Here is a 15,443-nt window from a genome sequence, read left to right on the forward strand (position 1 = left end):
TCCCTTTCCGGCGGTTCCGACTCTATCAGATCCTTTCGGCGTCTGATTCCCAGTCAGAGGGGGTTGTCTTCCCGGCCCGCTGGGCCGTTCCGACGTCTCAAACCTTAGCGGATCATCCCCGGCAGTTCCTAATCGGGCCGCCGGTTCCCATTCGAATCGAATTCGGACGCGCCGAAATCAATCCCAGGGGATGGTCGTACTGGTGGTTTGAGGTTGCCGCTCGAGGCGGCGAGGCGCTGACGAGAACCGTTACGGCTCCGTGCAACCCGGAGAACTGTACGGACTCGTAGGGGGCGGGTCAAACCCTCCTGTCAAGATTTTTTCCGCCGACCCGTGGTCAAGCGGTCAGTCCAGGTCGGAGAGCCGGCCCTCGGCGTCGGGCTGGGCGTGCTCCACGCGGCGGAGGAGCCGGGTGAGCACCTCTCCCAGCACGGAGCGCTCCCCGGAGCTGAGGTCCTGGAGCAGGTCCTCCTCGAAGACCGTCGCCAGGCGCATCGCCTCGAGCCACTTCTCGCGGCCCTCTGTCGTCAGCTCCACGATGACGCGGACGCGGTTGGACTCGTCGCGCTCGCGGGTGACCAGGCCCTCGGTGACCATGCGGTCGATCCGGTGGGTCATGGCGGCCGGGGTGAGCCCGAGCCGCTTGGCCAGCTCCCCGGGCCCCAGCCGGTACGGGGCGCCGGACAGGACGAGGGCCTTCAGTACTTCCCACTCCGCGTTGCTGATGCCCAGCTCGGCGGTCTGGCGGCCGTACGCCACGTTCATCCGGCGGTTCAGCCGGGAGAGCGCCGACACGATCTCCTCGACCTGGGGGTCGAGGTCCTGGAACTCGCGCTGGTAGGCGGCGATCTGTTCTTCGAGTGTCGGCTCCGGGACGCCGGCGGTGTCGGCCATGGCAAGGAGTATGGCACGGCAGCTCTTTGCTTTGAAGTCCTTCGGCATGTACTCTTTAGCTTCGAACTTTAGCTTCGAAGTCTTCACTCCTAACTTGTGGAAGAGGTGAACGTGACCAGGGCGATGGGGGCGGCGATGCCCCGCATCCACGTGGGCAACGCGCTCAGCGCATTCGGACTCGGCTTCACGGTCCCGTATCTGTACGTCTATGTGGCGCAGGTGCGAGGACTGGGAGCCATGACGGCCGGGCTGGTGCTCGCCGTCTTCGCCGTGGCGGCGCTCATCGCGTTGCCGTTCGCCGGGCGCGCGATCGTCCGGCGCGGTCCGTTGCCCGTCCTGCTCGCTGCCCTGGTCCTGTCCGCGCTCGGCGCTCTGGGCCTGGGGCTTGCGGGCGGTGCGGTCTCCGTACTGCTGACCGCGGCCGCGCTCGGTGCCGGACAGGCGGTGATGCAGCCGGCGCTGGCGACGATGATCGTGGACTGCTCGACCACCGAGACCCGGTCGCGGGCGTTCGCCATGCAGTTCTTCCTGCAGAACCTCGGTCTGGGCGTCGGCGGGCTCATAGGCGGCCACCTGGTGGACACGAGCCGCGCGTCCTCCTTCACCGTGCTGTTCTCCATCGAGGCCACGATCTTCCTGCTGCTCACCGTGCTGATGGCGACGGTGCGGATGCCGCGGGCCCCGCGCATCACCGACCTGCCCTCCGGCTCGGCCAAGGGCGGCTGGCGGCAGCTCGTGGGGAACCGGGCGATGGTGCAGCTCTGCGTGCTGGGCTTCGTGCTGTTCTTCGCCTGCTACGGGCAGTTCGAGTCCGGCCTGAGCGCCTATGGCGTCGAGGCCGCCGGGATCTCCACGTCCACGCTGGGCACCGCGCTCGCCGCCAACACGCTGATGATCGTCGTGGCGCAGTTCGCCGTGCTGAAGCTGGTCGAGCGGCGCCGCCGGTCCCGGGTGATCGCGGTGGTCGGGCTCATCTGGACCGTCGCCTGGCTGGCGGCGGGCTACGCCGGTCTCGGGCACGGCAGCCAGGAGATGGCCACGGCAGCGTTCGTCTCGACGTACGCGCTGTTCGGGCTCGGTGAGGCGATGCTGTCGCCGACCGTCGCGCCGCTGGTCGCCGATCTGGCGCCGGAGGGCATGGCGGGGCAGTACAACTCCGCGTTCGCGCTGGTCAAGCAGTTGGCGCTGGCGGTCGGACCGGCCATCGGCGGACCGCTGGGTGCCTCGCTGCACGCGCCGTACATCGTGACGTTCGCGCTGTTCTCGGTGGCGATCAGCGTGCTGGCCATACGGCTGGGCCGTCGGCTCACGCCCGCGCAGGACCACCCGTGGGCCGCGGCGGGCAAGAGCCGGGTCGTGGCCCGGGGCGGTGCTCCGGCGGAGTCGGTCAGCGCCTAGGAAGTCCGTACACGGAGGAAGGGCCGGGAGCACATCGCGTGCTTCCGGCCCTTCCGCGTGGGGGTGTTCGAACGACCGCCGGGTGACGAGGTCCCGGCCCGGGCGTCGCCGGTCGGGCGGGACACCGCGAGCCCGGCATGATCCAGACGGAAGACCCCAAGGGCTGTCCCGCAATCCCCGGCAGGCGCGCGACGACAGCCGCGGCACCTCGCCGCGTTGCCGGATCGCCTGCCTACGCCAGGTATCAGGACGGCCCTCCGCCTCGCGACGCACCGCATCCGACGCCGCGCGCTGATCCACCGGGGATCACGGGACAGCCCTCAGCCCTTCGGGAGGAGGAACTCGCACCAGACCGCCTTGCCGCCGCCCGGGGTGCGGCGGGAGCCCCAGCTCGTGGCGATGGTGGCGACGATGTCGATGCCGCGCCCGGACTCGTCGGCGGGTTCGGCCCGGCGGCGGCGCGGGAGGTGGTCGTCTCCGTCGGTGACCTCGATGATCAGGCGGCGGTCGGTGCGGCGCAGTCTGAGCCGCATGGGTGGGGTGCCGTGCTGGAGGGAGTTGGCGACCAGTTCGCTGGTGGCGAGGACGCCGAGGTCGTGGAGTTCGGTGGGGAAGCGCCAGCTCGTGAGCACCCCGGAGGCGAAGGCGCGGGCGCGCGGGGCGGCCTCGACGCCGCCGAGGAGGTCCAGGGCCGCGTTGCGGAAGAGGTCGGCGGCGGGCCCGGTGCGGTGGGGATGCTGGAGGACGAGGACGGCCACGTCGTCGTCGTGGTCGGCGGTGACGCCGGCCGACCGGACCAGGCGGTCGCAGACGACCTGAGGTGTGCCGGTGGCACCGGAGAGGGCGCGGGCCAGGGCGGTGATGCCCTCGTCCAGGTCCTGATCGCGCCGTTCGACCAGGCCGTCGGTGTAGAGGACCGCGGTGGCGCCGGGACCGAGGGGAACGGAGCCGGAGGAGTGGACCCAGCCGCCGGTGCCCAGCGGAGGGCCGGTGGGCTCGTCGGCGCGCAGGACCTCGCCGTTCTCGTCACGGACCAGGATCGGCAGGTGTCCGGCGGACGCGTAGACCAGGCGGCCCTCGTTGGGGTCGTGGACGGCGTAGACGCAGGTGGCGATCTGGTTGGGGTCGATCTCCACGGCCAGGCCGTCGAGGAGCTGGAGGACCTCGTGCGGGGGGAGGTCGAGGCGGGCGTAGGCGCGGACGGCGGTGCGGAGCTGGCCCATGACGGCGGCGGCTCGCACGCCCCGGCCCATGACGTCGCCGATGACGAGGGCGGTGCGGCCGCCACCGAGGGTGATGACGTCGTACCAGTCGCCGCCGACCGCGGCCTCGGTGCCGCCGGGCTGGTAGGTGGCGGCCACGCGCAGGTCGTCGGGTTCCTCGAGGTCCTGCGGGAGCAGGGAGCGCTGGAGGGTGACCGCGGTCTGGCGCTGGCTGCGTTCGCTGGCGCGCAGGCGTTCGGCGGCCTCGGCGTGGTCGGTGACGTCGGTGGCGAAGACGAGTACGCCGGCGTCCCGGTCGCCGTGCCCGGTGACGGGAGTGCACGTGAACGTGTAGGACCGGCCGTCGACCGCCTTGCGGGACTTCAGCGTGCGGGGTCTGCCGCTGCGCAGCACCTGGTCGAGGAGGGGGAAGAGGCCCAGTTCGGCGAGTTCGGGGAGGGTGTCGCGGGCCGGCGTGCCGGGGGCGCGGGGGCCGAAGGCGGCGGCGTAGGCGGCGTTGACGTGGGCGAGGCGGTGGTCGGGGCCGTGGACCAGGGCGACGAGGGCCGGCACGCGGTCGAGGACCTCGCGGGTGGGCAGTCCGTCGACGGCGGAGGCGGGGTGTCCGGCGCGGGCGGCGGGTACCGGGCTCTCGCCGCGCCGGTCCGGGGAGACCGTCTGCTCGGTCCGCGCTGTCGCGCGGCGCTGCGTTCCGGGGAGCCGGGCGCTCCAGCGCGTGAAGTTCACAGTGGGGAATGCCTCGCGTGTGCAGAGGGCGGGCTGTTGCCCGTCCGAGGATGTGGAGCAGTCTGGCAGGTGGCGGTTCGCGGCGACATCCGTCAGACGGCCGTGGGGGGCCGGGTAGTTCCCGGCCCCGGTCAGGACGACCCCTTCGGGGGGTCCGGGTGCCGCCAGGGGGGTTCTCCACCGGCCGCGCGTTCGAACTCCGCCCGCGGGTGTTCGAGGGAGCCGAGGGAGACGATCTCGCGTTTGAACAGGCCCGCGAGGGTCCACTCGGCGAGCACGCGGGCCTTGCGGTTGAAGGTGGGCACACGGCTGAGGTGGTACGCCCGGTGCAGGAGCCAGGCGGGGCGGCCGGTGAGCCCGCGGCCGTACACCTGGGCGACGCCCTTGTGCAGGCCGAGAGAGGCGACGGAGCCGAGCTGACGGTGGTTGTAGGTGCGCAGGGGCTCGCCGCGCAGGGTGTGCACGATGTTGTCGCCGAGGACCCTGGCCTGGCGCAGCGCGTGCTGGGCGTTGGGTGCGGTGGTGGCGCCGGGCTCGGTGGCGGTGACGTCGGGTACGGCGGCGGCGTCGCCCGCGGCCCAGGCGTGCTCGGTGCCCTCGACGGCGAGCTCGGCGGTGCAGCGCAGCCTTCCGCGCGGGTCGAGGGGCAGGTCGGTGGCGGCGAGCATCGGGTGGGGTCTGACGCCGGCGGTCCAGACGACGGTGCGGGTGGGGAGGCGGCGGCCGTCGCTGAGGACGGCGACCCGGTCGGCGCAGGATTCGAGGCGGGTGTTCAGCAGTACCTGGATGTTGCGGCGGCGGAGCTGGGTGACGGTGTGGCGGCCCAGTTCGGGGCCGACCTCGGGCAGCACCCGGCCGGTGGCCTCCACCAGCACCCACTTCATGTCCTCGGGGCGGAGGTTGGGGTAGTACCGGGCGGCGTAGCGGGCCATGTCCTCGAGTTCGCCGAGGGCCTCCACCCCGGCGTAGCCGCCGCCGACGAAGACGAAGGTGAGCGCGGCGTCGCGCAGGGCGGGATCGCGGGTGGAGGAGGCGATGTCCATCTGCTCGATGACGTGGTTGCGGAGCCCGATGGCCTCCTCGACGGTCTTGAAGCCGATGGCGTGCTCCGCCAGGCCGGGGACGGGCAGGGTGCGGGAGACGGAGCCGGGGGCGAGGACGAGTTCGTCGTAGCCGAGGAGTTCGGCGGCGCGGCCGTGCCGCTCGGCGGCGAGGGTGGTGACGGCGGCGGTGCGTACGGCGTGGTCCACGGAGGTGACCTCGCCGATGACCACACGGCACTCGGGCAGCACCCGGCGCAGGGGTACGACGACGTGACGCGGGGAGATCGAGCCGGCGGCCGCCTCGGGGAGGAAGGGCTGGTAGGTCATGTAGGGGTCGGGGCTGACCACGGTGATCTCGACGTCACCACGTCTGAGCTGCCGTTTCAGTTTCCGCTGGAGACGCAGGGCGGTGTACATGCCGACGTAGCCACCGCCGACGACCAGAATGCGCGCGCGTTCCTTCACCATCCCATGACGCACCCGGCGCTGTTGTTTGTCCACAGCCTCGGCAATGTGCGTGCCAGGCGGCCGGATGTGCGGGGGCACGGAATCCGGACATAAATGGCTCGTACTCCGATCGAGGGGCGCACTGTGCGGAACCTACCCCTTCTGAATTGACCCCCGCTCAACTATGTTGCTGTTTCGACGAGGTACGGGAGGGTCGTCGAGGGGGTCGCCGGGTGCGGGCCCGCTTCGGGACCGGCGCCAGTTTTCCGCGCTTTCGGCATCAGTGGCGGGGAGTCTCCGGGGGGAGACGTCATTACCGGGGGAAGACATGCATGTTCAGGACACGCACTGGTCAGCGGCGCCCCTCGCGTCGGCCGGACGGACCGGCGGCGGGCGCGCGGCGCCGTTGAGGGTGGACGCGCAGCGCAATCTGGAGCACGTGCTGAGGGCGGCGCGTGAGGTGTTCGGCGAGCTGGGCTACGGCGCGCCGATGGAGGACGTGGCGCGGCGGGCGCGGGTCGGTGTGGGCACGGTGTACCGGCGGTTCCCCAGCAAGGACGTACTGGTGCGGCGGATCGCCGAGGAGGAGACCGCGCGGCTGACCGAGCAGGCGCGGACCGCGCTGGGCCAGGAGGACGAGCCGTGGTCGGCGCTCTCCCGCTTCCTGCGCACCTCGGTGGCGTCCGGCGCGGGCCGGCTGCTGCCGCCGCAGGTGCTGCGGGTGGGTGTCGCCGAGGAGGGTGGCGCTCCGTCGGCCGACGAGGCGCGGGTCCCGCAGCAGCGGTCCCAGGCCGGTGCCGGTGAGCTGCGGCTGGTGGACGGCGGCGGTGAGCCGGGTACGGCGGCGCTGCTGGACGTGGTCGGCCGGCTGGTGGAGCGGGCGCGGGCGGCCGGGGAGCTGCGGGCGGACGTTTCCGTGTCGGACGTGCTCCTGGTGATCGCCACGGCGGCGCCCTCGCTGCCGGACGCCGCGCAGCAGGCGGCCGCCTCCGCACGGCTGCTGGACATCCTGCTGGAGGGACTGCGGTCCCGGCCCGCGTAGCGGAGCCGCCTCGCCCCGAACCCCCTTACCAGGACTGCTTGTTCGGAACTGATTGCGGGTGGTTGGTGAAACTTCCGCTCGGATGAGTGACGGGTCCGGCGAGTGGGCCGGCGGTGAACACGGCTGTGGCACGCTGAGCCTGTTCGGGTCGGGCTGTGCCGTTGTCGGGGGCTTCACGCGATGGGCGTTGACGGGTGGGACGGTGCGCGCGCCGACGGCCGTGGTGACGCGGCGGCCGGGGGGTTGACGTCGCCGCAGGTGCCGAGCCAGGGCGGCCGGGCCGCCCGTGGCGGCGGTGAGCGGGCGAGCCTGCCGGCCCGGCGCCAGGCCGGCCCACCGCCGCTCCCGCCCGAGGCACCGCCAGGCGACGGCGAGCTGATCGAGCGGATGCGCGCCGGGGACGACTCGGCGTACGAGGAGCTGTACCGCCGGCACGCGGACGCGGTACGCCGCTACGCGCGCACCTGCTGCCGGGACGGGCACACCGCCGACGACCTCACCGCCGAGGTGTTCGCCCGCATGCTCCAGGCGGTGCGCGGCGGTTCTGGTCCCGGGTACGCGGTGCGCGCCTATCTGCTCACCTCGGTGCGCCGGGTCGCCGCGCACTGGACGCGGTCCGCCAGGCGCGAGCAGCTCGTGGACGACTTCGCGGTGTTCGCCCAGCAGGCATCCAGGGCGGCCGAGGTGGCCGACGGCACGGGGTCCCCGGGGTCCTTCGGCGCCGATCTCGGTGCCGACGTACGCGCGATGCGCGAGGCCGAGCAGACCCTGGCCATGCAGGCGTTCCGCTCGCTGCCCGAGCGCTGGCAGGCGGTGCTCTGGCACACCGAGGTGGAGGACGAGTCGCCCAGCGAGGTGGCCGTGCTGTTCGGGCTGGACGCCAACGGCACGCGGGTGCTGGCCAGCCGGGCCCGCGAGGGCCTGAAGCAGGCGTACCTCCAGGCGCACGTCAGCGCGACCCTGGTGAACGACGAGGAGTGCGCGCGCTACGCCGACCAGCTCGGTGGGTACGCGCGGCGAAAGCTGCGCATCCGGGCCGAGCGCGGGCTGCGCAAGCACCTGGAGGAGTGCGCCAGGTGCCGTCTGGCGGCCGCGCAGATCGAGGAGGTGGCCGCGGGCATCCCGGCCGTCGTCCCGGTCGCGGTCATCGGCTGGTTCGGTGCCGCCGGGTACGCCAAGGCGCTCGGTGTGGTCGCCGGTGGCGCGGGCGTGGGGGCCGCGGGGGCCGCTGCCGCCGCGACCGGGTCCGCCGGTGGCGGCGCGGCGGGCGGTGGCGCGGCCTCGGAGGGGCTGGGCGCGCCGGTGAAGGCGGGCATCGCCGCCGGTGTGGTCGCGGTGGCCGCCGCAGCCGTCGCGCTGGCGCTGGTGAACGACAGCCGGCCGGCCAAGGAGATCGCCGAGCCGTCGCCGTCCGCGCCGGTGGTCCGGCAGACCCCGCCGCCCGCGCCGCCCCCGCCGGTGAACAGGAAGGAGCCCGCTTCGAGGCCGCCCGCTCCGCCCGCCCCCGCAGCCGTCGTCCCGGTGGCCGACGCCCCGAAGCCGGCGCCCGAGCCCACCCCGGCCCCGAAGCCGGCCCCCCGGCCGACTCCGACGCCCACCCCGGCACCGCCGAAGCCGAGGCCGAGCCCCACGCCGCCCCCGGCGCCCACCCCTCCGCCGCCCCCGTCCCGGTCCTACGAGCTGAGTGAACTCCGCTACGACCTCACCGGCGACGGCACGGAGCCGGAAGTGCGGCTCGGCGACAGCAGCTGGGTGTGGCGGCGGTACGGCATGTCGATCGGGGGCCGGCGCTACGCCCCCGGTGTCACGGTGCGCGGCGACTCCTCGGTGACCGTCGATCTCAACCGCGAGTGCGACGCCTACGACGCGGTGGTCGGGGTGGACGACATGACCCTCGGCCTGGGCAGGGTGGCCTTCGCGGTGTACGCGGACGGCGCCCGCCTGTGGCGGTCCGGCACGGTCTCCGGCGGCGACCCGGCGGTGCCGGTCCACGTGGACCTGGCTGGACGGAAGACGGTACGGCTGGTGGTGGAGCCCCGCGGCACCGCCTTCGGCCAGGCGGCCGTCGCGGACTGGGCCACGTCCCGGTTCAGCTGCGGGTAGGGACCTTCGTGTGGATCAGCCCGGCACGACCCGAACGAGAGGCACTGAGGGCTGTCCCGTAATGCCCGGCGGATCAGCCCTCAGCTGGGCCGGGCTCCCGCCCGCAGGGCGCTGCGCTGCGGGGCGATGCCGGCCGGGACGGCGCGGGCGCGGGCGGGCGTACCGGTCCAGCAGGTGCCCCGGCGGGCCAGGAGGCGGCCGAGCCAGAGTTCCAGGGAGACGAGGTCGGCGAGGCCGTCCAGCGGGAGGGGTTCGCCGGCGGCGGCCTCCCGGACGGCCTTGCGGACCACGCGGGCCTCGACCAGGCCGGCGTCCGCGAGCAGGGGGGTGTCGAAGAGGCCGACCAGGGAGTCGGCGGCCAGCCGCAGTCCGGTGCGCGCGGCGGCGGCCGAGGTGGCGTGGGACGGGGTGCCCCAGCCGGGCGGCAGGTCGGTGACCCCGGCGCCCTCCAGCACCGTGCGCAGTACCGCGGCGCGGGCGCCGGGCTGGACGCGCAGGGCCTCGGGGAGGTCACGGCAGGCGCGGACGACCTGGTTGTCGAGGAAGGGCGCGTGCAGCCGCTGCGAGCGGACCTCGGCGGCCTGTTCGAGAACGCGGAGATCGGCCGCGTACCGGGCGAGGACGGCACGGGCCCGGAACTCGCCGGGTCTCTGTCCGGGCCCGCCGGCCGCCCGGTCGGCCCCGGTCTGCAGGAGAACCGATACTTCGGCCAGTGCCTCCCCGGTGAGCCACCGGGCGGCCGGACCGGGTCTCGCCCAGGTCAGCGCGGCGAGCGAGGCACCGACCGCGCCCTTGGGCTCGTCGAACCGCCGCCGCATCAGCCGCTCGGCCAGCGCTTCCAGGCCGGAGCGGTACGGGGTGCGGGACAGTCGCCGGGCGGCGCCGTACACCCGGGCGGGCACCAGGACCGAGCCGTCGGCGCGGGTGAGGGCGGCGACCGGGCGGACCAGGTGGCGCCGCCGTCGGTCGAGCAGCAGGTCGGCCAGGCGGGCCGGGTGGGCGTCCAGCACCTGGCGGGCGCCGTGGCCGGTGAAGTGGTCGGCGCTGCCCGACGCGAGCCGGGCGCGGTGCCGGGCGGCGGTGACCAGGGAAGGACCGGGCTCGTCGGTGAGGGGGCCGTCGAGGTCGGCGTAGGGGAGCGAGTCCTCGGCGCCGGTGACCACCACGTGGTGCAGGCGGGGGTTGGCGGCGAGGGCACCGGCGCGCTCGAGTTCGGCCTCGCGGCCGCCGACTGCCAGGTCGTTGAAGGTGACGGCGAGGAGGCGCTCGCCCGCGCCGGTGCCGTGTCCGAGGAGGGTGCCGGGCCTGCCGGGGAGCCCGGCGGCGAGCAGGGCAAGGGTGCCGGAGGCGGGACCGCCGGAGAGGTCGGCGCCGATGCCGGGCACCGGCATGCCGCGGGCCGCCCGCCGTTCGGCCGGGCCCATGCCGGGCACCGGGCCGGGGTCGAGTCCGGGGACGTGCCGGGGCGCGGCGAGCCGGACCCGTACGGCTTCCACCAGGGCGTCGCGCACGGCGTCCACCGCGCGGTCGGGGTCGGCGGGAGGCGCGGCGACCGCGAGGGAGGCGACCGGCTCGTAGCCGACGATCTCGCGCGCTCCGGCGCGCAGCACCAGCGCGTGTCCGGGAGCGACGCGCCGTACGCCCTCATAGGGAGTGGTGTCGCGCAGGGCGGCCGGTACCTCGGGGGCGGCGAGGAGGGCGGCGAGGTGGCCGAAGTCGAGGTTGGCCTCGGTGAGGTCGGCGAGCGGAAGGGCGGCCGTGGCGTAGGCGGTGCCGCCCTCCCAGGGGGCGTGGAAGACCGGGCGGGCGCCCGCGAGGTCACCGCAGACCGTGATGCGCCGGCCCGCCTGGACCACGGCGGTGTAGCTGCCCGGCCAGGCGGTGAGATGGCGCAGGGCGCCGCCGCGCGCGGTGAACAGCCCGCGCCGCAACTCCTCGTCGGAGGCGCCGCAGATACCGAGGACGGCGATGCGGTTCTGGGCGTCGGCGTGCACCACGCGGACCTCGTCGGGGCGCCAGTCGCCCACCGCCCACAGCGGATCGGGGTCGCCCCACAGCAGGTGGGAGCCGACGGGGCGGAGGGTCTCGCCGTCGTACCCGGTGGCTCCCGCGGTCTCGGCGCCGAGAGCGCGCGCGGCGGTGCTGCTCCAACCCACCAACCACCGCATCGACGCCTCCACAGGCTGCGGACCACCAGAGCACCGCACGAACCGGACCCCATGCTGCCATGAAGAACGCGCCGGGGAAGGGTGGTGGCGCCGCCTTCGATCGAGGGAAATCACCGGGAAACACGGCGGGGTTAGGCGTGCGGCCGGGACACGGCGGGGCGCGGCGGGCAGGATGGACCCGGCTCCCGCCTGCGCGGGTCGGCGGGTGGAGGACACGGGGACAACGATGCGAATGCGCCCTGGTTCACTCCCCCGGAACGCCCTTCGCGCCCTCAAGTACCGTGGTGGGAACGGAAATGCGGACGGCGCAACGGCGGCTGTTTTCGGCCAAATTGGCCGCAGGGCAAGGGATTTGAGCACGCTCCGTACAGGCCCTGCGGAGCGCACGGCGGCCCGGCGGGCGAGCACGGCCCGGGAGGCGGGCGTCGCCTCCCGGACCGGTCCGCCGCCCGCGGGGATGTAGGCGGCGGCGTCCCCCAGCCCACTGGACGCGTGTACAGCGGGCCGACCCACGCACGGCCATGGAACCGCTCCCCCGATGGCCGGACCAGAGCGCACGTACAGGCGCACGGCCACACACGCCGGGGCACGCCGCGACGTTCCGTGCACGGTGCGTACAGGGCCGTACTCCCGTACGGACCGCAATCACGCCATCCGGAACAATGCCCCTTAACGCTTGGGATGCGGCGAACTACGCTGTGTTTACGAATGCCGCGTGGTTATGCCAGCGGGGCAGCCGTCTGTGTCGAGGGGTGGCGCATGTCCAGGGAGCAACGCGGGCCGAACGAGAAACTCGGCACCGTTCTCGCCCTCGCGGGAATCAGCAACGCGGGACTGGCGCGCCGGGTCAACGACCTGGGCGCGCAACGGGGTCTGACGCTCCGGTACGACAAGACCTCGGTCGCGCGCTGGGTGTCGAAGGGCATGGTGCCGCAGGGTGCGGCACCGCATCTGATCGCGGCCGCGATCGGGCAGAAGCTCGGCCGGCCGGTGCCGCTGCACGAGATCGGCCTCGCCGACGCCGACCCCGCGCCCGAGGTGGGTCTCGCCTTCCCGCGCGACGTGGGGCAGGCGGTGCGCTCGGCGACCGACCTGTACCGCCTGGACCTGGCCGGACGCCGCGCCGGGTCGGGCGGGATCTGGCAGTCGCTCGCGGGGTCGTTCGCCGTGAGCGCCTACGCGACGCCCGCTTCGCGATGGCTGATAACCCCCGCCGACAGCTCGGTGGAGCGGGAGGCGCATCCCGAGGGAGGCGCCGCCGCACCGATCAAAGTCGGCCACAGTGATGTGCAGAAGCTCCGGGAGGCCGCCGAGGACGCCCGCCGCTGGGACTCCAAGTACGGCGGCGGTGACTGGCGTTCCTCGATGGTGCCGGAGTGCCTGAGGGTGGAGGCGGCCCCGCTGCTGCTCGGCTCCTACTCCGACGAAGTCGGCCGTGCGCTGTTCGGCGCGGGGGCCGAACTGACCCGGCTGGCGGGGTGGATGGCCTTCGACACCGGCCAGCAGGAGGCGGCCCAGCGGTACTACATCCAGGCGCTCCGGCTGGCCCGCGCGGCGGCCGACGTCCCGCTCGGCGGGTACGTGCTCGCCTCCATGTCCCTCCAGGCGACCTACCGGGGCTTCGGGGACGAGGGCGTCGACCTCGCCCAGGCCGCGCTGGAGCGGAACCGGGGGCTGGCCACCGCGCGCACGATGAGCTTCTTCCGGCTGGTCGAGGCGCGGGCCCACGCGCGCGCGGGTGACGCGCACGCGGCCGGTGCGGCCCTGAAGTCCTCCGAGGGCTGGCTGGAGCGGTCCCGCGAGGGCGACAGCGACCCGTCCTGGCTCGGCTTCTACGGCTACGACCGCTTCGCCGCCGACGCCGCCGAGTGCTACCGCGACCTCAAGGCACCCCGCCAGGTGCGCCGCTTCACCGAACAGGCACTGTCCAAACCCACCGAGGAGTTCGTCCGCTCGCACGGGCTGCGCCTGGTGGTCTCCGCGGTGGCCGAACTGGAGTCGGGCAACCTGGACGCGGCCTGCGAGCAGGGCGTACGCGCGGTCGAGGTGGCCGGCCGCATCTCCTCCGCCCGCACCACCGAGTACGTCAAGGACCTCCTCCACCGCCTGGAGCCCTACGGCGACGAACCCCGGGTGGTGGAACTCCGCGAACGGGCCCGCCCGCTGCTGATGGCTCCCGCGTAAGCGGCACAAGGCTGCTGCGGCGCGGTTTGAAGGCGTTGTCAGTGGCGCAGTGCACTATCGAGGCCGGGAGGTGGTGCAGGTGCGGGCGGACGCGTACGACTGCGACGTGCTGGTGGTCGGTGGCGGCATCGTCGGGCTGTCGACGGCGTACGCCCTGACGCGCGCCGCGCCCGGCACGCGGGTGACCGTGCTGGAGAAGGAGCCCGGCCCGGCACGCCACCAGACCGGCCGCAACAGCGGGGTCGTGCACAGCGGCATCTACTACCGCCCGGGCTCGCTCAAGGCGCGGTACGCGGTGCGCGGCGCCGCCGAGATGATCAAGTTCTGCGCGGAGTACGGCATCGACCACTCCGTCACCGGCAAGCTGATCGTCGCCACCGACCGCGCCGAGCTGCCCCGGCTGCACGCCCTGGTGCAGCGCGGCCGGGAGAACGGCATCCCGGTGCGCGAGCTGGGCGCCGCCCAGATCGCCGAGTACGAACCCGAGGTGCGCGGTCTGGCCGCGATCCACGTCGGCACGACCGGCGTCTGCGACTTCACCGCCGTCGCCCGGCAGCTGGCCCGCGCCTCAGGTGCCGAGATCCGGTACGGCTCGCGGGTCGTCCGGGTGGACCGGCGTCCCGACCGGGGCGTGGCGGTGCTGACCTCGGCCGGCCAGGTGGTCCGCGCCCGCGTCCTGGTCAACTGCGCGGGCCTGTACTGCGACGAGCTGGCCCGCCTCACCGGGGACGAGCCGGGCGTGCGGATCGTGCCGTTCCGGGGCGAGTACTACGAGCTGGCCCGGCCGGAGCTGGTGCGCGGCTTGGTCTATCCGGTGCCCGACCCCGCGTTCCCCTTCCTCGGCGTCCACCTGACCAAGGGCCTCGACGGCGGGGTCCACGTCGGCCCCAACGCCGTCCCGGCGCTCGCCCGCGAGGGGTACGGCTGGGGTGTCGTCCGCCCGCGCGAGCTGGCGGCCACCGCGGCCTGGCCCGGCGCCTGGGCCCTGGCCCGCAGACACTGGCGCTACGGCGCGGGCGAGATGCACCGCTCACTCTCCAGGCCGGCCTTCCTGGACGCGGTCCGCCGCCTGGTGCCCGGTGTGGAGGCACGCGATCTGGTCCGCGCCCCGGCCGGCGTCCGCGCCCAGGCGGTCACCCGCGACGGGACGCTGGTCGACGACTTCCTCATCCGCGAGGGCGCCCGCGCGGTACACGTCCTGAACGCCCCGTCCCCGGCGGCCACGGCGTCCCTCCCGATCGGCCGGGAGGTGAGCCGGCGGACGCTCACGATGCTGCGGGCGCTGTGAGCGGACCACCGGGTCCGCCTGCCGTGACCGACCACACCCGCGCCGACGCCGCGGGTCCTGTCCTCGGAGCGCCTAAAATCGGAGTCACTGTGTCTGACTCCGTGAACACCCCCGAAGCCATCCGCCCCGCCGAGGCCGGGCCCTCCGCGCGGACCTCGCGGAGCAAGGGCGAGCCCCGGTTTCCCGACGGCCCGCAGCCCGATCCCGCCGGATCGCACTTCGAGCGGCGCATCCGCAGCTTCCAGCCCCGGCGCAGCAGGGTCACCACCGGACAGGCCGACGCGCTGACCCGGCTGTGGCCGCAGTGGGGGCTGGACATCGACGGGCAGCGGGTCATCGACCTCGCGGAACTGTTCGGCAACTCCCGTCCCGTCGTGCTGGAGATCGGCTTCGGCATGGGCGAGGCCACCGCGCAGATGGCGGCGGCCGCCCCGGACACCAACGTCCTCGCCGTCGACGTGCACACCCCCGGCCAGGGCAATCTGCTGAACCTCGCCGAGCAGGGCGGCCTGACCAACGTCCGGGTCGGCAACGGCGACGCGATCATCCTGCTGCGGGAGATGCTCACCCCCGACTCCCTCGACGGGCTCCGCGTCTACTTCCCCGACCCCTGGCCCAAGAAGCGCCACCACAAGCGGCGGCTGATCCAGCCCGAGTTCCTCACCCTGGCCGCCAGCCGGCTGGCGCCCGGCGCGACCGTGCACTGCGCGACGGACTGGGAGCCGTACGCCGAGCAGATGCTGGAGGTGCTCGACGCGCACCCCGGCTTCGAGAACACCCGCGCCGAGGGCGGCTACGCCCCGCGTCCCGCGTTCCGCCCGCTGACCCGCTTCGAGGGCCAGGGCCTCGACAAGGGCCACGTGGTGAACGACCTCCTCTTCCGCCGCGTACCGCACACGAACCCGTAGCCCGGCGGGCCGTGAAGCC

10 protein-coding genes are annotated in these 15,443 nt (G+C 74.0%); 6 read left to right on the forward strand and 4 right to left on the reverse strand.

The window, feature by feature from the left end; all coding sequences use genetic code 11:
- Positions 1-345 precede the first annotated feature (345 nt).
- Entirely contained in the window at positions 346-894 is a 549-nt protein-coding gene (locus ACWCV3_RS23755) for a MarR family winged helix-turn-helix transcriptional regulator (protein ID WP_451227609.1), read from the reverse strand.
- Between the two features lie 135 nt (positions 895-1,029).
- Between ACWCV3_RS23755 and ACWCV3_RS23760 the strand changes: the two genes are divergently transcribed.
- Positions 1,030-2,292 carry an MFS transporter gene (locus tag ACWCV3_RS23760; RefSeq protein WP_451227767.1) on the forward strand — a complete coding sequence of 421 codons (1,263 nt, stop codon included), beginning with the start codon at positions 1,030-1,032 and terminating at the stop codon, positions 2,290-2,292.
- A gap of 320 nt (positions 2,293-2,612) precedes the next feature.
- Here the strand turns inward: ACWCV3_RS23760 and ACWCV3_RS23765 are convergent, their stop codons facing one another.
- Both ACWCV3_RS23765 and ACWCV3_RS23770 read right to left on the reverse strand, forming a co-directional pair.
- On the reverse strand, positions 2,613-4,241 hold the full coding sequence (locus ACWCV3_RS23765) for an ATP-binding SpoIIE family protein phosphatase (RefSeq protein ID WP_451227612.1): 1,629 nt from the start codon (positions 4,239-4,241) through the stop codon (positions 2,613-2,615).
- A gap of 131 nt (positions 4,242-4,372) precedes the next feature.
- Positions 4,373-5,752 (reverse strand): NAD(P)/FAD-dependent oxidoreductase, encoded by a 1,380-nt coding sequence (locus ACWCV3_RS23770; protein WP_451227615.1) that lies wholly within the window; start codon positions 5,750-5,752, stop codon positions 4,373-4,375.
- Between the two features lie 307 nt (positions 5,753-6,059).
- On the opposite strand from ACWCV3_RS23770, the gene ACWCV3_RS23775 reads away from it, so the two are divergent.
- Positions 6,060-6,773: a TetR/AcrR family transcriptional regulator gene (locus tag ACWCV3_RS23775; RefSeq protein ID WP_451227618.1), complete on the forward strand. Its 714-nt coding sequence runs from the start codon at positions 6,060-6,062 to the stop codon at positions 6,771-6,773.
- 180 nt (positions 6,774-6,953) lie between these two features.
- The gene (locus tag ACWCV3_RS23780; protein WP_451227621.1) at positions 6,954-8,876 is read left to right on the forward strand and encodes a sigma-70 family RNA polymerase sigma factor; all 1,923 of its coding nucleotides are present in this window, start codon (positions 6,954-6,956) and stop codon (positions 8,874-8,876) included.
- A gap of 80 nt (positions 8,877-8,956) precedes the next feature.
- On the opposite strand, the gene ACWCV3_RS23785 is transcribed toward ACWCV3_RS23780, so the two are convergent.
- On the reverse strand, positions 8,957-11,044 hold the full coding sequence (locus ACWCV3_RS23785) for an asparagine synthase-related protein (RefSeq protein ID WP_451227624.1): 2,088 nt from the start codon (positions 11,042-11,044) through the stop codon (positions 8,957-8,959).
- A gap of 759 nt (positions 11,045-11,803) precedes the next feature.
- Here ACWCV3_RS23785 and ACWCV3_RS23790 point away from each other — a divergent pair.
- From ACWCV3_RS23790 to trmB, 3 genes are all read left to right on the forward strand, one after another.
- Positions 11,804-13,228, forward strand: coding sequence for an MFS transporter (locus ACWCV3_RS23790; protein ID WP_451227626.1), 1,425 nt, complete (start codon positions 11,804-11,806; stop codon positions 13,226-13,228).
- Between the two features lie 70 nt (positions 13,229-13,298).
- Positions 13,299-14,516, forward strand: coding sequence for an L-2-hydroxyglutarate oxidase (gene lhgO / locus ACWCV3_RS23795; RefSeq protein ID WP_451227770.1), 1,218 nt, complete (start codon positions 13,299-13,301; stop codon positions 14,514-14,516).
- A gap of 89 nt (positions 14,517-14,605) precedes the next feature.
- Positions 14,606-15,424, forward strand: coding sequence for a tRNA (guanosine(46)-N7)-methyltransferase TrmB (gene trmB, locus ACWCV3_RS23800; RefSeq protein ID WP_451227629.1), 819 nt, complete (start codon positions 14,606-14,608; stop codon positions 15,422-15,424).
- The last annotated feature ends 19 nt before the right edge of the window (positions 15,425-15,443 follow it).

It is taken from the genome of Streptomyces sp. NPDC001781 (assembly GCF_053596035.1).